The organism is Flavobacterium sp. N502540, from assembly GCF_025947365.1.
Classification (GTDB): Bacteria; Bacteroidota; Bacteroidia; order Flavobacteriales; family Flavobacteriaceae; genus Flavobacterium.
Window position 1 is genome coordinate 4,064,416 of record NZ_CP110012.1, and the last position, 26,505, is coordinate 4,090,920.

The 26,505-nt window shown below is 33.4% G+C and carries 26 protein-coding genes; 13 read left to right on the top strand and 13 right to left on the bottom strand.

From position 1 onward, the window contains the following. The first annotated feature begins 29 nt into the window (after positions 1-29). From recN to OLM58_RS17115, 11 genes are all read left to right on the top strand, one after another. Entirely contained in the window at positions 30-1,682 is a 1,653-nt protein-coding gene (gene recN, locus OLM58_RS17065) for a DNA repair protein RecN (protein ID WP_264529840.1), read from the top strand. Between the two features lie 105 nt (positions 1,683-1,787). Next, positions 1,788-2,978, top strand: coding sequence for an enoyl-ACP reductase FabV (gene fabV / locus OLM58_RS17070; RefSeq protein WP_264529841.1), 1,191 nt, complete (start codon positions 1,788-1,790; stop codon positions 2,976-2,978). Positions 2,979-3,105: 127 nt separating this feature from the next. Further along, positions 3,106-4,104, top strand: a complete 999-nt coding sequence (locus tag OLM58_RS17075; protein WP_264529842.1) for a glycosyltransferase — start codon at positions 3,106-3,108, stop codon at positions 4,102-4,104. A gap of 2 nt (positions 4,105-4,106) precedes the next feature. Beyond that, positions 4,107-4,703, top strand: coding sequence for a dephospho-CoA kinase (gene coaE, locus OLM58_RS17080; RefSeq protein ID WP_264529843.1), 597 nt, complete (start codon positions 4,107-4,109; stop codon positions 4,701-4,703). Between the two features lie 59 nt (positions 4,704-4,762). Continuing rightward, a complete protein-coding gene (locus OLM58_RS17085) occupies positions 4,763-6,349 on the top strand; it encodes a sensor histidine kinase (protein WP_264529844.1) in 1,587 nt (528 codons plus the stop codon). Positions 6,350-6,352: 3 nt separating this feature from the next. Further along, entirely contained in the window at positions 6,353-7,069 is a 717-nt protein-coding gene (locus tag OLM58_RS17090) for a response regulator transcription factor (RefSeq protein WP_099711827.1), read from the top strand. Positions 7,070-7,682: 613 nt separating this feature from the next. Further along, positions 7,683-8,429 carry a hypothetical protein gene (locus OLM58_RS17095; protein WP_264529845.1) on the top strand — a complete coding sequence of 249 codons (747 nt, stop codon included), beginning with the start codon at positions 7,683-7,685 and terminating at the stop codon, positions 8,427-8,429. A gap of 3 nt (positions 8,430-8,432) precedes the next feature. Next, complete coding sequence (locus OLM58_RS17100; protein WP_264529846.1) at positions 8,433-9,824, top strand: RtcB family protein; 1,392 nt, start codon at positions 8,433-8,435, stop codon at positions 9,822-9,824. 12 nt (positions 9,825-9,836) lie between these two features. Further along, positions 9,837-10,448 (top strand): hypothetical protein, encoded by a 612-nt coding sequence (locus OLM58_RS17105; protein WP_264529847.1) that lies wholly within the window; start codon positions 9,837-9,839, stop codon positions 10,446-10,448. Next, positions 10,436-11,125 carry a peptide chain release factor H gene (gene prfH, locus OLM58_RS17110; RefSeq protein ID WP_264529848.1) on the top strand — a complete coding sequence of 230 codons (690 nt, stop codon included), beginning with the start codon at positions 10,436-10,438 and terminating at the stop codon, positions 11,123-11,125. The genes OLM58_RS17105 and prfH overlap by 13 nt, the downstream gene beginning before the upstream one ends. A 78-nt stretch (positions 11,126-11,203) precedes the next feature. After that, positions 11,204-11,707, top strand: a complete 504-nt coding sequence (locus OLM58_RS17115; protein WP_017497127.1) for a tetratricopeptide repeat protein — start codon at positions 11,204-11,206, stop codon at positions 11,705-11,707. A 121-nt stretch (positions 11,708-11,828) separates the two neighbouring features. Here the strand turns inward: OLM58_RS17115 and OLM58_RS17120 are convergent, their stop codons facing one another. The 11 genes from OLM58_RS17120 to OLM58_RS17170 all read right to left on the bottom strand — a co-directional run bounded on the left by OLM58_RS17120 (position 11,829) and on the right by OLM58_RS17170 (position 23,324). Next, the gene (locus tag OLM58_RS17120; protein WP_264529849.1) at positions 11,829-12,575 is read right to left on the bottom strand and encodes an acyl-[acyl-carrier-protein] thioesterase; all 747 of its coding nucleotides are present in this window, start codon (positions 12,573-12,575) and stop codon (positions 11,829-11,831) included. A gap of 75 nt (positions 12,576-12,650) precedes the next feature. Further along, positions 12,651-13,571, bottom strand: coding sequence for a tRNA (adenosine(37)-N6)-dimethylallyltransferase MiaA (gene miaA, locus OLM58_RS17125; RefSeq protein ID WP_264529850.1), 921 nt, complete (start codon positions 13,569-13,571; stop codon positions 12,651-12,653). Positions 13,572-13,655: 84 nt separating this feature from the next. Continuing rightward, a complete protein-coding gene (locus tag OLM58_RS17130) occupies positions 13,656-14,495 on the bottom strand; it encodes an ion transporter (protein WP_264529851.1) in 840 nt (279 codons plus the stop codon). 30 nt (positions 14,496-14,525) lie between these two features. Next, complete coding sequence (locus OLM58_RS17135; RefSeq protein WP_264529852.1) at positions 14,526-15,887, bottom strand: exonuclease domain-containing protein; 1,362 nt, start codon at positions 15,885-15,887, stop codon at positions 14,526-14,528. Between the two features lie 98 nt (positions 15,888-15,985). Beyond that, positions 15,986-16,333 carry a four helix bundle protein gene (locus OLM58_RS17140; protein WP_173967644.1) on the bottom strand — a complete coding sequence of 116 codons (348 nt, stop codon included), beginning with the start codon at positions 16,331-16,333 and terminating at the stop codon, positions 15,986-15,988. Between the two features lie 42 nt (positions 16,334-16,375). Then, a complete protein-coding gene (locus OLM58_RS17145; RefSeq protein WP_264529853.1) occupies positions 16,376-17,035 on the bottom strand; it encodes a YggS family pyridoxal phosphate-dependent enzyme in 660 nt (219 codons plus the stop codon). A gap of 12 nt (positions 17,036-17,047) precedes the next feature. Next, positions 17,048-17,941, bottom strand: coding sequence for a 3-hydroxyacyl-CoA dehydrogenase family protein (locus OLM58_RS17150; RefSeq protein ID WP_264529854.1), 894 nt, complete (start codon positions 17,939-17,941; stop codon positions 17,048-17,050). Between the two features lie 90 nt (positions 17,942-18,031). After that, entirely contained in the window at positions 18,032-18,997 is a 966-nt protein-coding gene (locus tag OLM58_RS17155; RefSeq protein WP_264529855.1) for a Gfo/Idh/MocA family protein, read from the bottom strand. A 94-nt stretch (positions 18,998-19,091) separates the two neighbouring features. After that, on the bottom strand, positions 19,092-19,814 hold the full coding sequence (locus tag OLM58_RS17160; RefSeq protein WP_264529856.1) for a LytR/AlgR family response regulator transcription factor: 723 nt from the start codon (positions 19,812-19,814) through the stop codon (positions 19,092-19,094). 2 nt (positions 19,815-19,816) lie between these two features. Next, a complete protein-coding gene (locus OLM58_RS17165; RefSeq protein WP_264529857.1) occupies positions 19,817-20,596 on the bottom strand; it encodes a sensor histidine kinase in 780 nt (259 codons plus the stop codon). A 544-nt stretch (positions 20,597-21,140) separates the two neighbouring features. Beyond that, positions 21,141-23,324: a prolyl oligopeptidase family serine peptidase gene (locus OLM58_RS17170; RefSeq protein ID WP_264529858.1), complete on the bottom strand. Its 2,184-nt coding sequence runs from the start codon at positions 23,322-23,324 to the stop codon at positions 21,141-21,143. A gap of 345 nt (positions 23,325-23,669) precedes the next feature. On the opposite strand from OLM58_RS17170, the gene OLM58_RS17175 reads away from it, so the two are divergent. Beyond that, on the top strand, positions 23,670-24,311 hold the full coding sequence (locus OLM58_RS17175; RefSeq protein WP_017497113.1) for a protein-L-isoaspartate(D-aspartate) O-methyltransferase: 642 nt from the start codon (positions 23,670-23,672) through the stop codon (positions 24,309-24,311). Positions 24,312-24,347: 36 nt separating this feature from the next. Here the strand turns inward: OLM58_RS17175 and OLM58_RS17180 are convergent, their stop codons facing one another. Further along, complete coding sequence (locus OLM58_RS17180; protein WP_264529859.1) at positions 24,348-25,397, bottom strand: Fic family protein; 1,050 nt, start codon at positions 25,395-25,397, stop codon at positions 24,348-24,350. A gap of 290 nt (positions 25,398-25,687) precedes the next feature. Beyond that, a complete protein-coding gene (gene smpB, locus OLM58_RS17185; RefSeq protein WP_017497111.1) occupies positions 25,688-26,143 on the bottom strand; it encodes an SsrA-binding protein SmpB in 456 nt (151 codons plus the stop codon). A gap of 133 nt (positions 26,144-26,276) precedes the next feature. Between smpB and OLM58_RS17190 the strand changes: the two genes are divergently transcribed. Beyond that, positions 26,277-26,504: a VF530 family protein gene (locus OLM58_RS17190; protein ID WP_264529860.1), complete on the top strand. Its 228-nt coding sequence runs from the start codon at positions 26,277-26,279 to the stop codon at positions 26,502-26,504. Position 26,505: the final 1 nt, after the last annotated feature.

Below are 26,505 nucleotides of genomic sequence, written 5' to 3' on the forward strand. Positions count from 1 at the left end.
TATTAATTTTTATATTTCCCAAATTCCCTATGATAACGTCCTTGTCGATTAAAAACTATGCACTGATTGAAAAATTAACTATAGATTTTTCAAAAGGTTTTTCTATTATTACTGGTGAAACAGGTGCAGGTAAATCTATTATATTAGGAGCGATAGGATTGGTTTTAGGAAAAAGAGCCGATTTAACTTCACTAAAAAATAAAGAAGAAAAATGTGTAATTGAAGCACAGTTTGAAATTTCTAAATACAACCTGAAAGATTTTTTTACAGCAAATGATCTCGATTATGAAGATGAGACTATTATTAGAAGAGAAATTTTGCCTTCAGGAAAATCGCGCGCTTTTATTAATGATAGTCCGGTAAATTTGCAGGAATTGCAGGATCTGAGCTTGTTTTTGATAGATATTCATTCGCAACAGCAGACTCAGGAGCTGTCAGACGAGGGAGTTCAGTTTAAAATTATTGATGCTATTGCTAATAATGGAGAAGTGATTCAATCGTATCAGGATGTTTTGAAAGGATATAAATCAGATAAGTCCAAATTAAATGCTTTGTTGAAAAAACAAAGTGATTCAGGAAAAGAGCAGGAATACAATACCTATTTGTTAAATGAGTTGGTTACTGCAAAATTAAAATCAGGAGAGCAGGAAGAATTGGAAGCCGATTTTGAAAAACTGAATAATGTTGAAATTATTAAAGAGGCAATGGACAAATCTCTGGCAATTGCCAATGAAGAGCAATTTGGAGTTTTTCATAGTCTGAATGAAATAAAAACAGCACTACAGAAAATAGCACTTTTTTCACCGGAATACCAAAATGTTTTTGAGAGGATTACCAGTTTAGCCATTGAGTTTGATGATGTTTCAAAAGAATTGCAAAATGCCTCTGAAAAACTTTTGAACGATCCTGCACAATTAGAATTAGTGAGTCAAAAACTACAGCTAATTTATAATTTGCAAAAAAAGCATCAGGTAACTTCTGTTGATGAATTGCTTGGAATACAAACGACGTTAGAAAATTCCCTGGTGGAATTGGATAATATTGGAGAAGAAATTACTGCTTTATCAGAATCCATAGCTCAAAAAGTTACAGAATTAGACACTTTTGCGACAGCTATTCATCAGAATAGAATCAATGCAATTCCGGTTTTGTCACAAAAGTTAGTTACAATATTAGAGACCTTGGGAATGCCAAATGTACGTTTCAATATGGAGCTTTTGTCCTCTGAGACCTATTTCCAAAACGGAAAAGATGAATTACAGTTTTTATTCTCGGCAAATAAAGGAACTGATTTTGGCTTGCTGAAAAAAGTAGCTTCAGGAGGAGAAATGTCACGTATTATGCTGGCAGTTAAAGCGATTCTGGCACAATATTCAAAACTTCCAACCTTAATTTTTGACGAGATTGATACCGGGGTTTCAGGAGAAATTGCTATTAGAATGGGAGAAATTATGAAAGAAATGAGTGGTACAATGCAGATTTTTGCCATCACCCATTTACCTCAAATTGCAGCCAAAGGAGATTCACATTTTAAAGTCTCTAAATCAACGGTTGATGAGGATACACAATCAGAACTTAAGCTATTGTCTCAGGAAGAAAGAGTTATAGAAATTGCTCAAATGTTATCCGGAGCAGTTGTTTCTGATTCGGCTTTAAATCATGCTAAGGCCTTGTTGAACTAAAGAAATAATTTATATTTGTCATCTTAAAAGCGAATTAAACAAACGTAAATAAAATGCAATCTTTATGTTTTTAAAGATTGTTTAAAATACGAAAAAAACAAAAATATGATTATAGAGCCTAGAATGAGAGGATTTATTTGCTTGACAGCCCACCCAAAAGGCAGCGAGCAAAATGTTAAAAATCAAATAGAATATATCAAATCAAAAGGACCAATTGCTGGTGCAAAAAAAGTATTAGTTATTGGTGCTTCAACAGGTTTCGGATTAGCTTCAAGAATTACAAGTGCTTTTGGATCTGATGCTTCAACAATTGGAGTGTTTTTTGAAAAACCACCGGTTGAAGGAAAAACAGCTTCACCAGGATGGTATAATTCTGCTGCATTTGAAACAGAAGCTCACAAAGCAGGTTTATATGCAAAAAGTATCAACGGAGATGCTTTTTCAAACGAAATAAAAAGACAGACTTTAGATTTAATCAAAGCCGATTTAGGTCAGGTTGATTTGGTAATCTACAGTTTAGCTTCTCCGGTGCGTCAGCACCCGGTTACAGGAGTTTTGCACCGTTCAGTTTTAAAACCAATCGGACAAACTTTTACCAATAAAACAGTTGATTTTCACACTGGAAACGTTTCAGAAGTTTCTATTGCTCCGGCAAATGAAGAAGATATTGCCAATACAGTTGCTGTAATGGGAGGTGAAGACTGGACGATGTGGATGGATGCTTTAAAAGCAGAGAATTTATTGGCAGATGGCGCTACTACAGTAGCTTATTCTTATATCGGGCCGGCTTTGACAGAGGCAGTTTACCGTAAAGGTACAATTGGTCGTGCAAAAGATGATTTAGAAGCTACAGCATTTTCAATTACAGATAGTTTAAAATCTATTGGAGGAAAAGCATATGTTTCTGTAAATAAAGCTTTGGTAACACAGGCAAGTTCTGCAATTCCGGTTATTCCTTTGTATATTTCTCTTTTGTATAAAATTATGAAAGAAGAAGGAATACACGAAGGTTGTATCGAGCAAATCCAGCGCTTGTTTCAGGACAGATTGTACAATGGAGGAGAAGTTCCTGTAGATGAAAAGGGAAGAATCAGAATCGACGATTGGGAAATGCGTGAGGATGTGCAGGCTAAAGTGGCTAAACTTTGGTTAGAGGCTACAACTGAAACGTTACCTGCAATTGGAGATTTAGCCGGATATAGAAATGACTTCCTAAATCTATTTGGATTTGAATTTGCTGGTGTAGACTATGCTGCCGAAGCAAATGAAGTTGTTGAAATTGAAAGTATCAAATAAAAAAGAAAAAAATACTACTAGATATGAAAACCATTCGTTGCGACGAATGGTTTTTTTATGAATATAACATATCTTTGTTAAAATTTTGAAATTTAAAATATTGCCACTTTAATACCGCGTGATCGCTATGATTTTTTCTTTAATTATACCCGTGTATAATCGTCCGGATGAAGTAGATGAACTTTTAGAAAGCTTATCTAAATCCGATTATAATGAAGCCTTTGAAATTGTTCTTGTCGAAGACGGATCATCAATACCTTGTAAAGATGTCGTGATGAACTATCAAGGCAAATTGAATATATCGTACTATTTTAAAGAAAATTCAGGCCCAGGAGATTCAAGAAACTTTGGAATGCAGAAGGCCAGGGGAGATTATTTTATCATTTTTGATTCTGATTGTATTATTCCGGCAAACTACCTGACGGAAGTTAGAAAAGCGCTTAATGAGGATTATGTGGATTGTTTTGGAGGACCGGATAAAGCACTAGATAGTTTTTCGGATATTCAGAAAGCCATTAATTTTGCGATGACTTCATTTTTAACGACGGGAGGAATTCGTGGAGGATCTGAGAAAATCAATAAATTTCAGCCTAGAAGTTTTAACATGGGGATTTCAAAGAAAGCTTTTATAGCTTCAAAAGGGTTTGGAAACATTCACCCGGGAGAAGATCCTGATCTTTCTATTCGTTTGTGGAATTTAGGATTTGAAACCAGATTATTTACAGAAGCGTATGTGTATCATAAGCGAAGAATTGACTGGGAAAAGTTTTCAATTCAGGTGAATAAATTTGGAATCGCCAGACCAATATTAAACAGCTGGTATCCGGAACATAATAAACTAACATTCTTTTTTCCTACCATTTTTATCATAGGATTATTATTAGCTTTTTTACTATTAATTTTTAATATTGATATCCTATTACAATTATATTTTGTATATTTCGTGGTAATTTTTCTGACAGCTGCTATTCAGAATAAAAGCATTAAAATTGGATATTTATCTGTAATTGCTGTATGGAAGCAGTTTTATGGCTATGGAACAGGATTTCTAAAATCGTTTCTGAAAGTTATTGTTTTAAAGAAAAAACCCCAAGAGGCTTTTCCTAAGATGTTTTTTAAAATATAGGTATGGCTAAAATTATTGGCCTGACAGGCGGAATAGGAAGTGGAAAAACCACTATTGCAAACTACTTTGCAGAAATGGGAGTGCCCTTGTATATCGCCGATGATGAAGCCAAAAAAGTAATGCAGTCTGAAAAGATTGTGCAACAAATTAAACTTGCTTTTGGAGACTCGCTCTTTGAAAATGATGTTTTAAACAGAGCTAAATTAGCCGAGATTGTTTTTAATGACGCCGATAAACTGGCAGCATTAAATGCAATTGTACATCCGGCAGTTAAAGAAGACTTCGAGCTTTGGTTGTTAAAGAACAAAAAATACCACTATGTAATTTACGAAGCTGCAATTTTGTTTGAAAGTGGCCGTTATAAAGATTGTGATGTTATCGTAACCGTTACGGCTCCTGAAGAGATAAGAATTGAAAGAGTTGTTAAGCGTGATAAAACCACACGAGAGCAAGTTATAAGTCGAATGAAAATGCAGTGGGATGATGAAAAACGAATTTCTTTAAGCAATTTTGTTATTAATAACAGTAATCTTAAAATTGCTAGAGAAGAAGTTGTTAAAATTCTTAAAATTTTAAATATAAAACAAAATCAGTCTTAAATGTTAATATTTGGTTAATGTATTATTTAGTATATTGTTAAAATATTAATTTTGTTTCGATGAATAAATTATTTTTTAGATTACTTGTTTTATTGATGAGCTTGTCCTTAATAGGGATAATTTTGGTGCAGGTATACTGGTTTAATTCTTCGTTCAAAAATAACGATGAGCAGTTTAAATATCATGTTACTCAGGTAATTGGGAACGTTGCTGATAAATTGGAGCAGCAAGAAGAATACAGTTTTTACGATAAATACAACCGCATTAAAGACAGTACCGGTAAGACACCTAAAAAAGAAGACTTACTTCAGGTTTTTTACATTCAAAGAAACGCAAAAACAAACAAAACAATAGTTTATTCTAATACGCTTACATCTGAAGATTATGATATTAGCGGTTCGATTTTTAATAAAAAATTTAGCAGCGAAAGATTTAAAAACTTTAGTTCAAAGAGAGTTACAGAAGTATACAATAATAACAATAATATTGACAATAGTGCTTTAGGTCAAAGTATTATACCTGATTTAAAAATCGAAAAATCAGGAAGTCTGGATATTTTAAATAAAGTTCAACAGCAGATTCAGTATAAAGACGTTGCTTCGTTGACGCCTATAGAGGGTAGAATTACAAAGGATAAACTTCAAAAACTCTTAAAGAAAGAACTGGAAGAATATGGTGTGAAAACCAAATTTGAATACGGAGTTCTCAACAATGGTCTTGCGACGAAAGTAAGATCGGATGGATTTCATTACGATAAAGATGCAAGTTATCACGTGCCAATTTATACAGATAATGAAGGAAATAGTAAATATGAATTGTTTATTACATTTCCGCATAAAAAGAAATTCTTATTGTCAGAATTATTAAGTATTACCGTACTATCGATAATTTTTACATTAATTATTATAGTTGCTTATACCAGTGCACTAAATCAATTGTTACGTCAAAAACATATTTCTGAAATCAAAACCGATTTTATAAATAACATGACGCATGAGTTTAAAACACCGATAGCGACAATTAATCTGGCATTAGATGCTATTAAAAACCCTAAGATAATTGAAGATAAAGAAAAAGTGTATCGCTATCTTCAAATGATCCGGGATGAAAATAAAAGAATGCATGCTCAGGTAGAAAATGTGCTTCGTATTTCTAAACTGGAAAAGAAAGAACTGGATATTACAAAAGAACCAACTGCTATTCATGATATCATTGATGATGCAATTGAACATGTAAATCTAATTTTAGAAGACAGAGGAGGAAGTGTAGCTAAACATTTTCAAGCAGCGAGAACAACCTGTCTGATCAACGAAGTGCATTTTACAAATGTGTTGGTTAATATTTTGGAGAATGCCATAAAATATTCTCCAGGTACGCCTGAAATAGAAATTTTTACAGAAAATGTGAAAGACATGATTCTGATAAAAGTAAAAGATAACGGTCTTGGTATGAGTAAGGTAGCTCAAAAACGAGTTTTTGAGAAATTTTACAGAGAACATACAGGTGATTTACATAATGTAAAAGGACACGGACTAGGTCTGGCTTATGTGAAAAGAATAGTAGAGGACCACAATGGTCAAGTATATGTTGAAAGCGAGAAAGGAAAAGGTAGCACCTTTATAATAAAAATACCATTAATAAATTAAAATATGGAAAATAATAACAAAAGAATACTTTTAGTAGAAGATGACCTTAATTTTGGGGCAGTTCTTAAAGATTATCTAATGTTAAATGACTTTGAAGTTACTTTAGCTAAAAACGGTATGGAAGGTTTCGAAAAATTCAAGAAGGATGTATATGATTTATGTATTCTTGATGTGATGATGCCTTATAAAGATGGTTATACTTTAGCCAAGGAGATTAGAGAAAAGAACAGCGAAGTGCCGATTATCTTCTTAACAGCTAAGTCTATGAAAGAAGATGTATTGAAAGGATACAAAGCTGGTGCTGATGATTATTTGAATAAGCCTTTTGATTCTGAGGTTTTATTGATGAAAATTAAAGCAATTATTCAAAGAAAATCTGCTGATACAAAAGCAGAGCAAGTGCAGTTTGAGTTTAATATTGGTAAATTCCATTTAAATTCTAAATTGAGATTCCTGACATTTGAAAATGAGGAACCGATAAAATTGTCTCCAAAAGAGAATGAATTGCTTAAAATGTTGATTCTTCATGAAAATGACTTAATGCCAAGAGAATTAGCTTTGACTAAAATCTGGAGAGACGATAACTATTTTACATCCAGAAGTATGGACGTTTACATTGCTAAACTTAGAAAATACTTAAAAGCTGACGAAGACGTTGAAATCCTAAACATTCACGGTGAAGGTTTCAGACTTGTTGTTAAAAGCAAAGTTACAGAATAACAAAAAACATAACCAAACAAAAAAATATTAGAGTCCTGAGAAATCAGGACTTTTTTTATGCAGAATTTTAACCGCGAGGCACGCAACGATTTTCGCAAAGTTCGCAAAGAGTTCGCCTCATAGCTTCGCGAACTTTGCGTTTTTTCCTTTGCATTCTTTGCGGTTAAGTAAAAAAATATTAAGAAAAATATCCTTAAAATGCGATTTCTATCTTTTTGATTTTGAGTTCTGTAGTCTTTTTTTTGGCTTTAAGAATAATATGAATAAATTTTTTGTACTGATTTTTCTTAAAATAAATTTGGAAAATCGAAAAAGTATTCTGAATATTTGCAGACGAAAAAAATAATAACCCTTTAAAAACGAAGAAAAAATGTTTGTATTTACATCTACATCTCAGAGCTTCACATCAAACAATTTTGATGAAGTACTTCTTCGTGGCTTATTTCAATCTTAGAAATATACTTTTAGATATATAAAAGCCCGAAGACATTTAGTTTCGGGCTTTTTTTTATTCTAGACACTTCAAATTTTCCCGAAAATCGATTTTATTTATCCTTCACGGATAAAATGCTAAGCCTATTGGGCTGTTAATTTAATGCACTATAATTTTTTTATGGAAAATTATACGGTAGATGAGTATGCTTTATGTGCTCGTTTTAAAAGTAAAAGAAAGAAAAGACGATTAATTAAAGAAGATTTTGAAAAACAATTAATTGAGTTAAGAAAACTTGAAGTTGACCTTTGGAAAAAGCGTAGAAATTTACCATTGGTTGCTTTAGAAGTTCCTTATCAAAAAGGATGGCAGCGTAATTTTCAATTAAGAGATGATGTGGCCAGATCAAGTGAAGCTTCGTTTTACAGAGAATTATTGGAAAAAATAAATACATGGCAATTTTCTTCTGAAAAATCTTTTAAGAGAAAGAAAAAGAGAAAAAGAAAGCATGTATATGTTGAAAACATCCAAATTGTAAAAGAATTTTCAGAATGGGAGTGGAAAAGTTCAAAACTCGAATTGACCGAAAAAGAAAAAGTACATTTTTATAAAAGAGAACGCTGGTGCAGCAATTGTAAACGATACAAAATTCACTATGTATTCAATGAGCCCTGGCGATATGTACTGCGTGTTAGTCCTTATACGATAACACATACCAAAATGGTTGATTCTGATTTGGAAAGTCAAATTCAGTTTATAGACAATTATATTGTAAACAATCATCTGAGATATAAAATAAACAGATTAATAAATGGCTCTTCTCATAAATGGAGTTACTACGAAAAAGAGAATCCAAAAGAGATAAGTCCAATTAAAAATAAAAGTCTACAGGCATTGTATCAGCAGTATGTAGACGAAATGATCTAAATCATGGGAAATAAATTATCCGGAAAAGACCTGATTAAATTGGGGTTTCCAAAAAACAATTCAATAAATATTGCCTTAGGGCAGATAAACAGATATAGAAAAAGAGAGAAAAAGGAATCTATTTTAACCGAAGCAAAAGATGTACTGCTGAATCCCGAAAAGTACGAAGGTAATGGTACTTGGGGCAAGGTAGCTGAAGGTTTAATAAAGCCGGTGCAGGTAAGAATGCATCAGTTAAAAACAACAAGAGCTCCCTTCAAAATTTTTGGCGAAAATGAGATTGATGAACAGGCGAAGTATCAATTGTATGATTCATTAAAACTGCCAATTTCAGTTGCAGGTGCTTTAATGCCAGACGCACATTCGGGCTATGGATTGCCCATTGGAGGAGTTTTGGCAACAGATAATGCTGTAATTCCGTATGGAGTTGGGGTGGATATTGGATGCCGAATGAGTCTTTCGATTTTTGACTTACCCGCTTCTCATTTTAAAGGTAAAGAACATCAATTAGAAACTATTTTGAAGGACAATACCAAATTTGGAATGTATGAAACTCATGTGTCAAGAGTGGATCATGATGTTTTTTACAAAAGTGAATTTCAGGATATTCCATTGTTAAAGAACCTTTTACCGAAGGCTTATAAACAGTTGGGAAGTTCTGGAGGAGGAAATCATTTTGTCGAATTTGGGATTGCTAAAATTGAAAATCCTGAAAACGAGTGGAAGCTTGAAAAAGGGGAGTACTTCGCAGTTTTATCGCATAGCGGATCTCGAGGGTTAGGAGCAAATATTGCGAAACATTATACCTATTTGGCGACAAAACAATGTCCGTTACCAAAAAATGTGCAGCATTTAGCCTGGTTGGATTTGAATACGCATGACGGACAGGAATATTGGCTTGCTATGAACTTAGCCGGAGAATATGCAAAAGCCTGTCACGATGATATTCACAGACGAATTGCCAAAGCTATTGGAAAAAGGGTAGTGGTCACGATTGAAAACCACCACAATTTTGCCTGGAAAGAAATGGTGAACGGTCAGGAATGTATTGTACACAGGAAAGGTGCAACGCCCGCAGGAGAAGGGCAATTAGGAATTATTCCCGGATCGATGACGGCTCCCGGTTACATCGTGAAGGGTAAAGGTAATGCTGAGAGTTTAAACTCTGCGTCTCACGGTGCCGGACGTTTATTTTCGAGAGCGAAGTGTAAAAGTACTTTTACGCAAAGTGAAATTAAAAAGGTATTAAAAGCGAATGAGGTTACCTTGATTGGAGGGAATATTGATGAAGCACCTATGGCGTACAAGGACATTACTAAAGTGATGTCAAATCAAATTGATTTGGTTGAAGTTCTGGGAACTTTCACACCAAAGATTGTTAGAATGGACCGATAAAAAACAAAGATTATGAAAAGATTTCAGGATGAGAATAAGTTTTTAGAAAGTTTTATAAACGAGATTTTAGTGAGGTGTCCGAAATGTGATTCTAAAGCTAAGGTAAAGAGTAAGCTTTCAGAAGAATGTGAGTGCGGGCATTGTTATACTAAAGTTTTTGAATGTAAAGATTGCTTTCTTAAACTTGACAGCCCCGTTTATCAATACATTGCTTATGGTAAAGCACATTGTAATCAATGTTATGAGAGGTATGAATTTAAATCACAACCCTTAAAAGACAAACCGAAAGTATATAAAACAAGATGCCCGCATTGTAATTTTCAGGAAGAGTGGAAACCAAAAGTGGAAAAGGTTTTGAAGAATTCAAAAAGGGATGACGGCTTAGTTAAAGAGTATTATTACAATTTACCGCTTTGGTTTCAAAAAGAAGTGGGGGCAGCTATTTTTTGGGCTTATAACCAGCAGCACATTGATTATTTAGGGAGATACATTGAAGCAGAATTAAGAGAAAGAAATAATAAAGGAAGCGGTAACAGTACTATGGTTTCAAGACTTCCAAAATTTGTGAAGGAAGCTAAAAACAGAGAAAAGCTTCTTAAGATAATAGCAAAATGGAAAAAATAATTCAGATAACAGCGGGTCGGGGACCGGCAGAATGTACCTGGGTAGTGGCTCAGGTACTTAAAAAAGTTTTGGAGGAAGCACGGGAGGAGCAATTAGAAACGACTTTGCTTCAGCGAGAGGCAGGCCAGGAGAATGGAACAATTGAAACGGCAACAATTGCGGTAAAAGGTAAAAATGCCACTCAATTTGCAGCTTCCTGGACGGGAACTATTCAATGGATTGGTCAAAGTCAGTTTAGGAAAATGCACAAACGTAAAAATTGGTTTATTGGTATTTTTGAGATTGAACCACAACAGAATGCATCATTTTTAGAAAGTGACATTCAGTATCAGGCCATGCGAAGTTCCGGGGCTGGCGGACAGCATGTAAACAAGGTGAGTTCGGCAATCAGAGCAACTCATGTTCCAACCGGAATTGCAGTTGTTGCGATGGACAGTCGTTCACAGCATCAGAATAAAAAACTGGCAACAGAACGATTATTAAAAAAACTAGAAGACGAAACTTTACAGCAACTTAAAAACCATGTTGGAAAACAATGGGAAAATCAGCTGAACATTCAGCGGGGGAATCCTGTCAGAGTTTTTACCGGAACTGATTTTAAAAAGAATAAAACAGAGAAGAGTTATAAAGGAACGCGTCAGAAGTTAAAAACAGATTTACGAAATGAGCGTAATTAAAAAGTTGGTTGCAAAAAACAATGATGATATGCGAATTATATGTGACCCAAAAAAAAACAATAAATATCGACACATAAAATGAAAACAATAGATAAATATCTCTTTCAGGCTCTGGACAGCTATCCTTATTCATTAGAAGAGACGATTGAATCTTTAGATTATGCATTTTCATATGATGCTAAGAATACGATGGTTTTCTGTTTGTATGGACGGATTCAGGCAGAACAATTATGGAATTATGAAGAGGCCAAATGGTATTTTCAGGAAGCTTTAGCAATAAATATTCATGCACTTGAGATATATCCGCATTATGTACAAACTTTAATTTTGAATGAAGATTTTGAAGAGGCAGAAAAATTAATTGATTTTGCTTTAACAGTGAAAGGAATAAACAAATCTGAAATTTTTGTCAAAAAAGCAATTCTTTACGAAGCACAGCAACAGTTTGGATTAGCATTAAAAGAAATTAAAAAAGCCAAACTTTGTACGTTGCAATTTGCTTTTGAATGCAACATTAGGGAAGTAGAGAAAAGAATTGAAGGTAAGATGGATTTATTAAAGAAGAAGAAAAAATCAAAGTAACTTGATTGAATAAAAAACGATGCAACACGGCATCGTTTTTTATTTTCATGATACGGAATCAAATTTTAAATACACCAAATAATGGTCGGGCAATAAAAAAATTGGTTTTTTTTATCTTCTTTTATTTCCAGTGTAATTTTAAAGCAAAAGATGTTTTCTCGCCTTTGGTAATGCTGAATGTTGAAATAGTTTGATTATCGTTTTCGCCCTCATGAATGATTACATTGTCCTGAAGCGAAAGTTCTTTCATGAAGTTCATTTCAAAACTTTTTACTTCCTGTTTCAGGATTTTTTTCGGGTCAACGTGATCGAGACACCATTCCAGATACTTGACATTATTGACATGATTTACGATATCCAGATCAGAGAGGTAAACTGTTTTTTCAAAAATAGCTTCTTTTTCGTGAGTGATATTTATTTTCGAAAACCCTTCTGTAGTAGCGCGTTTCTCCGGATACAATTCAAAATGTTCGTAAGGCAGAGCTAAAGCTTCCGGACGTCGTAATTGTGTATTAAAAACAGCCCAGTACGTTTCGCATCCTACTATTTTTTTTCCGTTTGCGTGTATCTCTAAAGCACGAACTGAACGGGAATTTTCTAAACTGTTGATCCATGTGGTTACTGTAACAATATCTCGCCATTTTGGCAAAGCAATAATTTCCACTCGCATACGGCTTAAGACCCAGGCCTGATCAAATTCCTGCATATCCGTAAAGCTGATGCCTCCAATTTCAGAATGCGCAGCAGCTGTCAATTGCAGAATGTTGCATAAGTCAGTGTATTTTAGAAAACCATTTGGTGTACATTGCGTAAAATTGATTTCCCAGTCTTTACTTAGAATGGAAGTGAAATTAGGAGATATTGGCATTGCTGAATTTTAGATTTTAGATTGTTGATTTTAGATTGATTTAGAAAATAGAGTAAAGAATACAGAGAATGATTTTTACTTGAAAGAATTCTCTATATAATCTATAATTTCTTTTCTGTCTGTCGCGTAATCAAACCATTTAGTAGCTTCGTTTCGTTTGAACCAGGTAAGTTGTCTTTTTGAGAAACGTCTGGTATTTTTCTTGATTTCTTCGATGGCAAATGGCAACGGGAATTCTCCGTCAAAATAACTAAATAATTCGCGATACCCGACTGTTTGAAGCGCATTTAACGTTTTGTTGGGATACAAAGCTTTGGCTTCTTCCAGTAAACCGCCATTCATCATCAGATCTACGCGTTGATTGATACGGTTGTAAATTACAGCTCTGTCGGCTTCTAAACCTATTGAAATCGGAATAAAGTTTCGATTGTTTTTCTTCTGATTTAAGAAAGAAGAGTAGGGTTTCTGAGTCCCAATACAAACCTCTGTAAAACGCATCATTCTTTGCGGATTTTGGAGTGTTTGCGGGTTTTCTACAGTGAGTTTTTGATAATAAGCAGGATCCAGTTTTTGTAATTGCTCCTGTAGATAAATGATTCCTAGTTTTTCGTAGTTTGCGTTTATGTCAGAACGTATCTCAGGATCGATTTCCGGAAATTCATCGAATCCTTTTAAAATGGCATCAACATACAATCCTGAACCGCCAATTAATATAGCGAAATCATTTTTTGAGAATAATTCTTCTAACTTTAAAAGCGCCTCTTTTTCGTAGTCACCAACAGTATAATTTTCGAAAATAGATTTATTCTGTATAAAATGATGTGTCGCTGATTGTAATTCTTCCTGATTTGGAACTGCGGTACCAATTGTCATTTCTTTAAAAAACTGACGACTGTCGCAGGAGATTATCTCACAATTAAAATGTTGTGCCAGAGCAATGCTTAAAGCTGTTTTGCCTATTGCTGTTGGTCCGACGATGGTAATTAGATATTTCATATTTTTTTAGTCTTAACGGTAGTAAAACCTTAGACTTGTTTGGTTTAACTTTTAATAAAATGGGGTGGAGAAATTTTCGTTGAATTAATTGTTCGGTAATTTCGTCCCACATTCAAAGCAATATTGCGCATGATCAAAATGTACCTGTGCCTTGCAATTTTTGCATGTTTTTTTGCTGCTTACGACACTGTTTTTTAGACTGCTTTTTGCAAATTCTGCGGTTACAATTCCAGTAGGAACAGCTATAATTCCGTAACCTAAAATCATAACAAAAGCAGCAATGAATTGTCCGAGAGGAGTTTGTGGAGAAATATCGCCGTAACCTACAGTGGTTAAAGTAACAATCGTCCAGTAAATACTCATTGGAATACTTGTAAAGCCGGATTCTTTACCTTCGACCAGATACATAATCGAACCGATTATAATGGTGCTGATCAATACGAAGTAAATAAAAACAAGAATTTTCTCTTTGCTGGCTTCGATGGCTTCCCGAAGTTGAATAGACTGATGTGAAATTTGCGGAATATGCAGGATTTTAAACAATCGAAAGAAACGTAAGGCTCTTATTATGGAAAGGACACTTGCTCCGGGGAAAAATATCGATAAATACATTGGCAGAACTGCCATTAAATCAATAATTCCGTAGAAACTAAAAACATATCGGATTGGTTTTTGAATCGAAATTATTCGAAGTACATATTCAATGGTGAAAAATACGGTGATAATCCATTCGCAGATAATAAGCTGAGTATGATATTTCTGATTGATTCCCTGAACGGTTTCCATCATAATCAAAATAACACTTAGTAAGATCAATCCAAGCAGAACCAAATCAAACATTTTCCCCAAAAACGTATCTGTCCCGTAGAGGATGATTTTGACTTTTTCCCGGAAGATTTCGTATTTTGATTTTATTTTTTTCATCCTCACGAAGATAAGGAAAGTTTTACAGTGTTAAAAATGAAGAACCTTTATTGATTTACTCTTTCGGAGGTAACTTTGAATAATGTTTTTCACATCGCGATTATGCTGCATCGGAATTAAAATATTCTTTAGAATCTCGATGTTTGTAATCTGATAATTTAGATCGTAAAAGGCATATCCTTTATAAAGACCATTTTCAATTAAAATGGCACTTCTTTCGTTAACATTTCGGCCTCTGTCCAGCAAAATCATGCTTTTATTTTCGAAACTGTTTTCCGCGATAAATTGTTGTACACGGGCATTGTAAACTTCAGGTGTTACTTCTTCAATACAAGCACCATCACATTCTTTGATTTTATATTGAAAACACTCTTTTTTGGTTTGATAAAGTCCTGTTAACTTTTGGCATAAATGGTATTTTGAGGTGAATCTAAATAGCGCATTTTTGCCTTCCTGCAAAGTAGCAAATGAGGTAATTTCTTTTTTACGACCGTCTGCTTTTTCAAGCTTTAAATTGATATAACTATTAGTGTCTTTCTCTGCATATAATGCATAGTGAAAGTTAGTTTTTCGTTGAGAACGATTGTATTTAGGACGATTTATTTTTATTTCTTCACTTTCTTTTAAGAGCGCAATTAATTCGCTCCCCGTTTCATCATACGTAATGGTAAAAACTTCTGCCTGAATTTTTTTGCTTTTGGTGGTAATTCCCGTAAAATGTTGATTGACTCTTTTTTTTATGTTTTGGCTCTTTCCAATGTAGATTAGGGTTCCACCTTCATTATAAATGTAATAAACACCGGTTTTCGCAGGCATTTGTGCCAGAATATCCAGAAATTTTGGAGCAATTCCTTTTTCTACTTCCAGTTTGATAAAATCTTTTACAATGGTTTTTTCCAGGTCTTTTTCCAGAAGCATTTTAAACAGCTTGGTTGTTGCCATTGCATCTCCGCTGGCACGATGTCTGTCTGCCATTGGAATTCCAAGTGCTCGTACCAGTTTTCCTAAACTATAGGAAGGTTGATCCGGAATTAATTTTTTGGCAAGTTCAACTGTACAGAGGGTTCTGGCTTCAAAATTGTAGCCCAAACGTCTGAATTCTGTGCGTAAAATTCGGTAATCAAAAGAAGCGTTGTGTGCTACAATTATACAATCTGTAGTGATTTCTATAATTCGTTTAGCAACTTCAAAAAACTTAGGAGCAGAGCGCAACATAGCATTATTGATTCCGGTTAATTTCACCACGAAGGGCTGAATCGGAATTTCAGGATTGACAAGGCTAATAAATTGGTCAATTACCTCGTGGCCATCAAATTTGTAAATGGCTATTTCGGTAATTCCTTCTTCATTAAACTGGCCTCCAGTGGTTTCTATGTCTAGTATTGCGTACATTTTCAATGTCAATATCAATTTCAAAAATCAATGTCAATGCTAAAAATCAATATTAAAAATTGAAATTTGCAATTGCTATTGTAATTGTCATTGAAAAATTATCTTTTATTTATTATCATTTTTGATGAAATTGCTATAAGTTGTTCAACTTCAATTAGAAGTTTGTCTCTTTTGTCATTATCACCTTCTTTTATATAATCTAAAATTTTTAGCGAATTTCTGGATTCCTTCAATTCTTTTACAACTAAAGAAAGTTTAAAAATAAAATCTTTGTTTGTTATTGTACCTTGTGCTTCTCCAAAATTTAAAGAAGCACTTCCGGATGATCTAATCAATTGATTTTTGTAATATTCATTTTCGAATAACTTCTCTAATTGTCTTGTAAAGAAAATACATTCTCCGGCAAAACGAACTAATCGATCCTCAAAATTGAATATTTTTTCCATTTATATAAATTGATTTTTGAAATTGCCATTGATATTGAGAATTTATCTTCCTCCAAAAATACTGCTTCCAATGCGGACCATTGTGCTACCACATTCAATTGCGAGTTGATAATCTCCGGACATTCCCATAGAGACAGTAGTCAGATTGCAGTTTTCAGTTTTCAGTTCTTTTATGGAATCAAAAATAGATTTTAAATGTGTAAATTCCTTTTTAATTTGGTTTTGATCTTCTGTAAAAGTTGCCATTCCCATTAATCCTAAGACTTTTATGTTTTTCAACTCTATAAAATCAGAGGAAGAGATAAGCGCTTTTAATTCGTTTTCGTCTAACCCAAATTTAGTTTCTTCTTCGGCAATATGTATTTGGAGCAGGCAATCAATAATTCGATTGTTTTTCAATGCTTGTTTATTGATTTCCTGCAACAATTTTAAGCTGTCAACACCATGAATCAAACTCACAAAAGGCGCCATAAATTTGACTTTATTGGTTTGTACATGACCAATCATGTGCCATTGAATGTCTTTTGGCATTTGTTCCCATTTTTCAGTCATTTCCTGGATTTTATTTTCTCCAAAAATACGCTGACCGGCATCATAAGCCTGCATTAAATCGGAAACCGGTTTTGTTTTAGAAACGGCAACTAAAGTCACATTTTCAGGTAAACCTACCTTGATTGTATTTAAATTCGATGCTATCGACATGGTATTTCTTTTTTAGGAAAGGATAAATTGCTTAGAGATTTTCTCTGCTTTTTTACTTTCGCTATAATCATAAAAACCTTCACCGGATTTTACTCCTAATTTTCCGGCTCTCACCATATTCACCAATAGCGGGCAAGGGGCGTATTTTGGATTTTTGAAACCGTCGTACATTACATTTAAAATAGCAAGACAAACATCAAGACCAATAAAATCAGCTAATTGAAGAGGCCCCATTGGGTGTCCCATTCCTAGTTTCATTACCGTATCAATTTCGTAAACTCCCGCAACTTTGTTGTATAAGGTTTCGATGGCTTCGTTTAACATCGGCATTAAAATTCGATTGGCCACAAAACCTGGGTAGTCGTTTACTTCAACAGGAACTTTGCCTAATTTTACCGATAAGTCCATGATGGTTTTGGTAACTTCATCGCTCGTGTTGTATCCGCGGATGATTTCGACCAATTTCATAATTGGCACCGGATTCATAAAGTGCATTCCGATAACTCTTTCTGGATGTGCTACGATAGCTCCAATTTGAGTAATAGATATCGAAGAAGTATTGGTTGCCAGAATGGTGTTGTGTGAACAAGCTTCGTTTAATTGTTTGAAAATATTGAGTTTTAATTCTACATTTTCAGTAGCAGCTTCAACTACTAAATCTACACCAACAACGCCGTCTTTAATATCGGTATAGGTAATAATATTGGTGATGGTCTTAGTAACTTCTTCCTGAGTGATAGTTCCTTTAGAAAGCATTCGGTCTAAATTGGCAGCAATAGTTGCCATTCCTTTGTCTAATGATTTTTCAGAAACATCAATTAGTTTTACCACAAAACCACTTTGTGCAAATGTATGAGCAATTCCGTTACCCATTGTTCCTGCACCAATTACAGCTATAGTTTTCATTTAATTTTGATATTATATTTATGATTTTAGCCACGAGTTCACAAATTAATTCATGAACTCGTGGCTAATTTATTTTTTAAAACTTCCAATTTATTTATCGAAACAATCAATTATCTGATAAGCCACTCTCAATGCATCTGTTGCCTGCTCCAGAGTTACAACGGGTGTTGTATCTGTTTTTATAGCATTGGCAAATGATTCCAGCTCATCTAAAATTGCATTATTTTGTTCTACATCAGGATTTGTAAAATAAATTTGTTTTTTTACACCTTCTGCATTTTGTAGAATCATATCAAAATCGCCGGGAATTTCCGGAGCGTCTTTCATTCGAACCACTTCACATTTTTTCTCCAAAAAATCTACAGAAATGTAGGCATCTTTTTGAAAAAATCGTGTTTTACGCATGTTTTTCATCGAAATTCTGCTTGCGGTTAGATTAGCCACACATCCATTTTCAAATTCGATTCGGGCATTGGCAATGTCCGGTGTTTCACTAATTACTGAAACACCGCTTGCATTGATGTTTTTTACTCTTGAGTTTACAACACTCAAAATAGCATCAATATCGTGAATCATTAAATCCAAAACAACAGGAACATCTGTACCACGAGGATTGAACTCGGCCAGACGATGGGTTTCTATAAACATTGGATTTTCAATCATGTTTTTTGTAGCAATAAACGCAGGGTTAAAGCGTTCAACATGACCTACCTGACCTTTTACATTGTGTTCTGCTGCCAAAGCAATGATTTCTTCTGCTTCTTCAACAGTATTAGCAATTGGCTTTTCTATAAAGATATGTTTTCCTGATTTGATGGCTACCTTAGCACATTTGTAATGTGAAAGAGTTGGAGTCACAATGTCGATAACATCCACAGCGTGAATTAATTTTGCAATTGTGTTGAAGTTTTTATAGCCAAACTCTTTTGAGATTCTTTCGGCATTTTCCTGATTTTCGTCGTAAAATCCAACTAATTCGTATTGGTCAGATTGTTGTAATAAGCGTAAATGTATTTTACCAAGATGACCAGCACCTAAAACTCCTACTTTTAACATGAGAATGTATTTTAAACAAAAATATAATTTATTTGTTGAAAGTAAAAGTTTAGTTATGACAAAGTCGAAATTATTTGAACAATTTTAAATGTATTTACATACTTAACTTCTCTTTAAAGTTATTGGTTTGTCTTCGAGATATTTCTACTTTTACTTCTTTTGGAAGCTGTACAAGCAGATTGCCACTAAACCAAGGGTCTATTTTGAGTATATATTGTATATTGATAATTTGGTTTCGGTTGGCCCGGAAGAAATAATCATCAGGAAGTTTCTCTTCAATATGGTTTAATGATTTATTAAGTATAGCTTTTTCATTCTGAAAGAATATTTTGGTATAATTGCCATCTACTTCAAACAGAAAGATATCGGCAATTTTTACAAGCCAGCATTTTTCGCCATCGCGAATAAAAATCTGATTGTTTAGCGTCAGTTTCTTATTGTTTTTTTCTTCTTTTTCAATTAGATTTTGACTTACTTTTTCGATTGAATGAGCAAATCTTTTCGGATTTATTGGTTTTAGTAAGTAGTCTAAAGCATTGTATTCGAAAGATTTAATTGCGTACTCGTCAAACGCTGTTGTAAAAATCGTAATAGGAACTTTGTCGAGCATTTCCAACAATTCAAAACCATCTTTTTCGGGCATATTGATATCGAGAAAAAGTAAATCCGGCTGCGTTTCTTCTATTAGTTTAAAGCCTGAATCTACATTTTCGGCTTCTCCGATAATTTCAATTTCCGGATGATTCTTAATTAATTCTTTAAGCTCATTTCTGGCCAGACGGGAATCTTCAACAATTACAGTTTTTATTTTTTTCATACTCAAAGTATTGGAATAATTATTTTTGCAATTACTGTATTTTTTATTTCCTCCAATTTAAAACTGGCTTTTTCGCCATAGATTAAATGTAACCTTTTCTCGATATTTTTGATACCTAATTGTGTAGAATCTTTGTCAATGGTAAGTATTCCTGTATTTACAACCAGAATAGTCAAATTGTTATGTTTTAGTGTGGTTTGTAATGAGATTTGACCTCCGCCTTTTAATTTTGCAATTCCATGTTTAACCGCATTTTCGATCAGCATTTGAATGATCATTGGAGGGATTTGCAGTTTTAAAGTGTTTTTATCTATTTGAGAAGTAAAATTCAAACGTTCTTCCATTTGAATTTTTGAAATTTCAATGAAGTTTTCTACCATCTCAATTTCTTCTTCCAATACAATTGTTGTAATCTCATTTTTGGCGAGCGAATATCGAAGCATTTCGGACAATCGAGTGATCATTTCTCTCGATTTTTCAGGATTCTCTAAAATTAATCCGCGAATATTATTTAAGCAGTTAAACATAAAATGCGGATTGATTTGCCCTTTTAAAGCATTCAGTTGAGAATCTTTTAAAGTATTTTCAATTTCCATTCGATCCATTTTGTTATTCTTGATTTGTGTGGTTGTTTTGTAAATGGTGTATGCAACTATCCAAAGAAAGAAAAGAAATCCCATCGCAAAAACATTTAAAATATGTTTTCTTACAGATTGAATGGGGTAATCAAAAAGTTGAGGTTTTTCATAGACATAATAAAGCATCAAATAATCATATGCCATTAGTGTCACATAATAAAAAAGACCAAATATGAAAATTAAAAAAAACATTTTAATAATTTCCCGGAATTTAAAATCGTCCAGTTTTATGTGTCGGTCATAAAGATATTTTAAAACTGTACTAAGGAAAGTGAGCAGACAAATATCAAAAAAAGTGTCTAATAGAATTTCCCAGTTTTTATAACCCAATACGTGCAATTTTGGAATGAAAGTACGAGGAATAAAAATTATTACTGAACACATAGTCCATACAATGATCTGAACTAAAATGAAAATGCGATTCTTTTCTTGAAACATTTTTATAGCTTATTTTACCTTCGGTGGTGTATGATGTCCATAAATCAATCCTGCGATAAAAGTACCTTAAATGAGCAGGTATAAGACAATGACTAAAGTTACGAGAATTTTTGCTGTTAGTTTGATTAAGATAAAACTTTAAATAAAAAAAAGTTTATCTCTATAGTCAAAGCTATAATTATTTTGACCATAATTTTAAGTTTTAAAAACTTTGGCAATGCCAGCATTGCCAAAGTTCCATTTTAAATAATTAATTTTTAGGTTGAAAGTCCGGGTGGCCCACTTGCCATAGTGCAAAGCTTAAAACATCTGCAATTTCTTCGTAAGATTTTGCTTTTGTAGCTCCACCGAAATGGCCTGCTTCGTAATCTACTTTTAATAAAGTTGGTTTTTGAGATACATTTACCTCAAGCAATCGAGCGGCAAATTTGGCAGGAGACCAAACAATGATTCTGGGGTCATTGAACCCTGCTGTTGTTAAGGTTGCGGGATATTTAACACCTTCTTTTAGTTGTAAATAAGAGTCCATTTCTATAAGAGCTTTGGCTTCACCTTCTATTTTCATGGTTCCAAATTCAGCAATATTTGCAGGTCCGTTTGGTGTATTTTCGCTTCTAACGGTATTCATGCTTCCTACTCCCGGAATAGCTACTGCATATAAGTCTGGTCTTTCAGTGATGGCTCTTCCTACAAAAATTCCTCCGGCGCTTCTACTATAGATCGCAGTTTTTGTCGGATTTGTATATCCTTCTTTAATCATATATTCAGTGCAGGCAATTACGTCTTTCCAGGTATTTGGTTTTGTGCTTTTTTGACCTTCCAAATGCCATTTTTCGCCTAATTCTCCACCACCTCTTACGTGAGCAACAGCAAGTATTCCGCCTCTTTCTACCCATAAAAGTAGATTTGGACTAAAACTAGGAGACATAGACATTCCGTAAGCGCCATAACCATAGAATAATACAGGGTTGTTTGAATCTTTTTTAAGTCCTTTTTTGTAAATAATGGACAAAGGAACTTCGACACCATCATAGGATTTTACCATTACTTCTTCGATTTCAAAATTTTCAAACTCCGGGTATTCAATAATAGTTGAGAGTTCTTCTCGGGTAAAATTATTTGTTTTTACATCGTATTTATAACGTTCTCCTTTGGTTGTCCAGCCTGTTGTTCGAACCCATAAGTCTGAAAATTTACTTCCTCTCGAACTTAAAACAATGGTAGCAGATTTTTTAGGTGTTTTAATTTCCTTGTGGTTTTTTCCTTCAAAATCAGTGAAGAACAATTTACTTTCGATTCCGTTTTTTATTTTGGTATAAAAAATCCCGTCTTTGGTAATAGTAATAGGTTCCAAACTGGCTTCTTTGTCTTCAGGAATCACCAGTGTTGCGGTTGCTAAATCTGGATTAGCAATACTGGTTTTTATTACTTTAAATTTTGGGGCATTCAGACTTGTGTAGAAATAAATGTCTTTATCGCTAAATGAAAAGCTTTTAACTTCATCTTTTCTGTCTGTTAATAACTTCCACTTAATTTTAGCAGTATTCAAATCAGAACCTTTTGCCATAAAAACTTTTTGGTTCGGATCTACAGAAGAAGGTATTAGAAAAAGCATCTTACTATCGGTATCATAAGCCATAAGAGGAATTTCTTCTTCTGCAATTTTTAATTCAGGATACATGGCCTTCGAAAAAATCACTTTATCCTGCGCAACATTATGTCCTACAACGTGCAATTTTGTTACAATATTCAATTGCGCTTTTGCATCATGAATATCTGCCGTAGGTGATTGTGAGTACAAAAACGATTTGTCATCGTCTAACCAGTTGGCACCTCCAAATCTTAACTTGTCGATTTTGTCAGATAAAATTTTATTGTCAGCTACATTTATTAAAAGCATTTCACTCATTTCGCCGCCATTTTTCGAAATATTTACAGCAATCAGTTTTCCGTTCTTATTTGGAGAAAAGGAACTAATCTTAAAGATATCTTTTGCTTCACCTTTTAAAGTTTGTGGGTCAAAAATTAAGGTTTCTTTTCCTTTTAAACCGGCTCTTTTATAGAGTTTTGCAACCTGATCTTGTGGAGTTGTTTTTTGATAATAATAAGTGCCGTCTTCTGTAATTTCCAGTCCAGTGATCGATTCAGTAATTCTGTTATTTATAGAAGTTAATTCATCAATAAGAGTTTGTTTCCCAGGAATTGAGTTTAAGATATTGCTTGTATAATCTGCCTGAGCTTTTAACCAGCTTAATGTTTGTTCGTTTTTTAAATCTTCGAGATTTCTGTATTTGTCTTCTACTTTAATTCCAAAATAAGTATCTGTAACAGGAACAGATGGTGCTTTTTCGGGTTTGTTTTGCGCAAATAAACTTCCTGTAGAAATAATTCCAAGAGAAAGAAAAGCGACCTTTTTAAATGTATTAGCTTTCATGATTAATGTTTTTTTTGATTGAATATTAAATTAATTGAATATGATTATTGTGTATGATTGCAAATCTTAGGATTAATGATTTAGCAATTTTGCAAACATTTACTTCTTTTTGAGTTTCCATAATTTTGTTTTCCAAATTATTATTTCCTGATTAACGTTTCAAAGGTAGTAGCACATCAGCTGAAAATTTTGAAAAAAATGACGAACGGTTGATACAAGCATTTGAGTGGTAAATGGTTCTGATTACATTAAATTGAAAGAAGTTTCTGAGTTGAAAACATTCTGCGTGAAAGCATTTAAAATTGATTTACTTTCCTATTTTTGCAAAAATAAAACCAATCCATTTTGAAAGATACTGCCAAACATCAAGGACTTCGCAATCAATTAGTAAGCACTTTAGAACAAAAAGGAATTACTGATAAAGCAGTTTTAGATGCGATAAAAAAAATCCCGAGACACCTTTTTTTAAATTCAAGTTTTGAAGATTATGCATATCAGGATAAGGCATTTCCTATAGGAGCAGGGCAAACTATTTCGCAACCTTATACAGTTGCTTTTCAATCGCAATTGTTAGAGGTTAAAAAAGACCATAAAATTTTAGAAATTGGTACAGGATCAGGGTATCAAACAGCGGTTTTGTTTATGTTGGGAGCAAAAGTGTACAGTGTGGAAAGACAGAGTGAGTTGTTTAGAACAACTTCTAATTTGTTTCCAAAATTAAACATTCGTCCAAAACATTTGTCTTTTGGTGATGGTTATAAAGGATTACCGAGCTATGCGCCTTTTGATAGTATTATTGTTACTGCTGGAGCTCCGTTTATTCCACAGCCTTTAATGGCACAGCTTAAAATAGGAGGAAGGCTTGTTATTCCGCTGGGAGAAGATGTTCAGATTATGACTTTACTGATTCGTAAGAATGAAACACAATTTGAAAAACATGAGTTTGGAGAATTTCGATTTGTTCCTTTATTAGAAGATAAGAATTAAAGCAAGAGCCCACTATGTATAGCGGGCTCTCGTTTTTTATTGACCTATAATGCTAATATAACGCTCCAGGCTCTCTTTTTCAATTCTGGCGATAAAGAATAAAAAATCTTCTTTGTCTTTTTTTGTTTGAGCGGTTTCCAGAGATTGATAGTATTGCATTCTGTTTTCGTAATCTCCTTTTATATTAGCAATCAGGTAGCCTTTTTGCATTAAAATTAAATTCATGACTAGTCTGGACGTTCTGCCGTTTCCATCGATAAAAGGATGAATTGTAACTAATCTTTCGTGCATTTCGGCTGCAAGAATAACCGGATGTAATTTATTTTTGTTGATTTCATACCAAATAAAATACTCTTCCATTTCCTTGGCAACTAAAAATGGCTGTGGAGGCATGTGACTGCTTCCCTGAATCATGACCTGTACTTTTCGATAACGGCCTGCATCTTCGGGAATTATACCTCTAAGAATTAAATTATGAATAGATAAAAGATCACGTTCATTTAAGCTGTTGTTTTTTTGCATTAAATCTTTGATAAAGCCTATGGCTTCCTGATGATTTATGGTTTCAAGATGTTCTCTCATACTTTTTCCTGAAATGGTCAAGCCTTCGTTGATAACCATATCGGTTTCGCGAAGCGTCATGGTATTTCCTTCAATTCGGTTGCTTTCAAATGTATATTCGAGCTCAAGTGCCTGACTTATTTTATAGCTATCAAATTGTCTGTAAGTATCAAGTTTTTCTTTTAATATATCTATCTCACTAAGAATTTTCTCTAAAGTAGTTGACAGTTTTAATTTGGAGACTGTTTTATTGTATTTGATTTCTTTCTCTGCAACTTCAAGCGCTTTTAAAGCAAATTCATCATCACCAATTTCATATAGAATTTTTTCTTTTAGCCATGCGATCATTAAAGTCTCGTAGTCTATCTCTAGAAGTTGAGATAGTTTAACAATTTGATCTTTGGTTGGTTTTCGTGAGCCGCTTTCAAATTTGCTTATCAAAGCCTGATCTATACCAAGTAGTTGTGCTACTTCGCGGGTTTTTAGACCTTTTTGTTCTCTTGCATTTTTAAGGAGCGATTTCATTTTTACTTTATTTAAATTGTCTTGACAAATTTAGTCATATTTTTTTGAAAAAAAAAAGCAATATCAAAATATTGCTTTTCAAAATATTATTTAGGAGAAAGAGAGCAGTCTTTTTTCATTTTTCCAGCTACTGACAATAGATGTGTTGCTATCATAACTTGACAAAACGGCAATAGTTATGAATAGAATTAAGTACTTTTTTATATTTTAAGGTTAAATGGTTTTTAATAAAAATAACGATAAAATAGTAATAAATACTTGTTTAGTAGTGATTTGGAAAGATGTTCTCTTTAGTTGTATGCTTTTTTAATTCGGTCCAGATCACGCTTCGTATCCTGCTCTTTTAAAGATTCACGCTTGTCGTAATTTTTCTTTCCTTTACAAAGACCTATTTGCAGTTTGGCAAGTCCTTTTTCGTTGGTAAATAATTTTAAAGGAACAATAGTAAGCCCTTTTGCCTGAACATTTTTGTGCAGAGTTTTGAGCTCTTTTTTATTTAGAAGTAATTTTCTTTCGCTTCTGGATTTATGATTGAATTGATTTCCAAAAGAATACTCTTCAATATAAGTATTGATTGCAAAGAGCTCCATATTGTTAAATTCACAAAAGCTCTCAGTAATATTAGCTTTACCTAGACGTATGGATTTAATTTCGGTTCCCGACAAAACAATTCCAGCAGTATAAGTATCGATTATTTCGTAATCAAATCGGGCTCTTTTATTAAGTATATTGACTGTTTTTAACATAGTGCACAAATGTAAAACAAAAATGAAAAACTTTTATAAAATCTAAAAGAATTAAATTTTTAGTTTTGTAAAAAAAAAAGACCACATTTTATACAGTGCGGTCTTAGAATAATAATTATTTTTAAAATATAAAATGCAAAATCAATCGAAAGATCCTTTACATGGTATAACGCTTCAGAAAATTGTAGAAACATTAGTGGAATACTATGGTTTTGATACTCTCGCGGAATTAATTCCGATTAAGTGTTTTATGACAAACCCAAGTGTGAAATCAAGTTTAACTTTTTTAAGAAAGACAGAGTGGGCTCGTAAAAAAGTTGAATCTCTTTATGTAAAAACGTTACCTAAACTGGTAAAGTAGA

Coding starts and splice junctions, on each gene's coding strand:
- OLM58_RS17105 (WP_264529847.1), top strand. CDS start 9,837: ATGAAAAGATTTCAGGATGAGAATAAGTTTTTAGAAAGTTTTATAAAC.
- OLM58_RS17115 (WP_017497127.1), top strand. CDS start 11,204: ATGAAAACAATAGATAAATATCTCTTTCAGGCTCTGGACAGCTATCCT.
- prfH (WP_264529848.1), top strand. CDS start 10,436: ATGGAAAAAATAATTCAGATAACAGCGGGTCGGGGACCGGCAGAATGT.
- OLM58_RS17145 (WP_264529853.1), bottom strand. CDS start 17,035: ATGTCGATAGCATCGAATTTAAATACAATCAAGGTAGGTTTACCTGAA.
- OLM58_RS17100 (WP_264529846.1), top strand. CDS start 8,433: ATGGGAAATAAATTATCCGGAAAAGACCTGATTAAATTGGGGTTTCCA.
- smpB (WP_017497111.1), bottom strand. CDS start 26,143: ATGTTAAAAACAGTCAATATACTTAATAAAAGAGCCCGATTTGATTAC.
- OLM58_RS17135 (WP_264529852.1), bottom strand. CDS start 15,887: ATGTACGCAATACTAGACATAGAAACCACTGGAGGCCAGTTTAATGAA.
- OLM58_RS17140 (WP_173967644.1), bottom strand. CDS start 16,333: ATGGAAAAAATATTCAATTTTGAGGATCGATTAGTTCGTTTTGCCGGA.
- coaE (WP_264529843.1), top strand. CDS start 4,107: ATGGCTAAAATTATTGGCCTGACAGGCGGAATAGGAAGTGGAAAAACC.
- OLM58_RS17075 (WP_264529842.1), top strand. CDS start 3,106: ATGATTTTTTCTTTAATTATACCCGTGTATAATCGTCCGGATGAAGTA.
- OLM58_RS17190 (WP_264529860.1), top strand. CDS start 26,277: ATGCAAAATCAATCGAAAGATCCTTTACATGGTATAACGCTTCAGAAA.
- OLM58_RS17120 (WP_264529849.1), bottom strand. CDS start 12,575: ATGCCAATATCTCCTAATTTCACTTCCATTCTAAGTAAAGACTGGGAA.
- OLM58_RS17090 (WP_099711827.1), top strand. CDS start 6,353: ATGGAAAATAATAACAAAAGAATACTTTTAGTAGAAGATGACCTTAAT.
- OLM58_RS17130 (WP_264529851.1), bottom strand. CDS start 14,495: ATGAAAAAAATAAAATCAAAATACGAAATCTTCCGGGAAAAAGTCAAA.
- OLM58_RS17095 (WP_264529845.1), top strand. CDS start 7,683: ATGGAAAATTATACGGTAGATGAGTATGCTTTATGTGCTCGTTTTAAA.
- fabV (WP_264529841.1), top strand. CDS start 1,788: ATGATTATAGAGCCTAGAATGAGAGGATTTATTTGCTTGACAGCCCAC.
- miaA (WP_264529850.1), bottom strand. CDS start 13,571: ATGAAATATCTAATTACCATCGTCGGACCAACAGCAATAGGCAAAACA.
- OLM58_RS17155 (WP_264529855.1), bottom strand. CDS start 18,997: ATGTTAAAAGTAGGAGTTTTAGGTGCTGGTCATCTTGGTAAAATACAT.
- OLM58_RS17165 (WP_264529857.1), bottom strand. CDS start 20,596: ATGGCATATGATTATTTGATGCTTTATTATGTCTATGAAAAACCTCAA.
- OLM58_RS17150 (WP_264529854.1), bottom strand. CDS start 17,941: ATGAAAACTATAGCTGTAATTGGTGCAGGAACAATGGGTAACGGAATT.
- OLM58_RS17085 (WP_264529844.1), top strand. CDS start 4,763: ATGAATAAATTATTTTTTAGATTACTTGTTTTATTGATGAGCTTGTCC.
- recN (WP_264529840.1), top strand. CDS start 30: ATGATAACGTCCTTGTCGATTAAAAACTATGCACTGATTGAAAAATTA.
- OLM58_RS17180 (WP_264529859.1), bottom strand. CDS start 25,397: ATGAAATCGCTCCTTAAAAATGCAAGAGAACAAAAAGGTCTAAAAACC.
- OLM58_RS17170 (WP_264529858.1), bottom strand. CDS start 23,324: ATGAAAGCTAATACATTTAAAAAGGTCGCTTTTCTTTCTCTTGGAATT.
- OLM58_RS17160 (WP_264529856.1), bottom strand. CDS start 19,814: ATGAAAAAAATAAAAACTGTAATTGTTGAAGATTCCCGTCTGGCCAGA.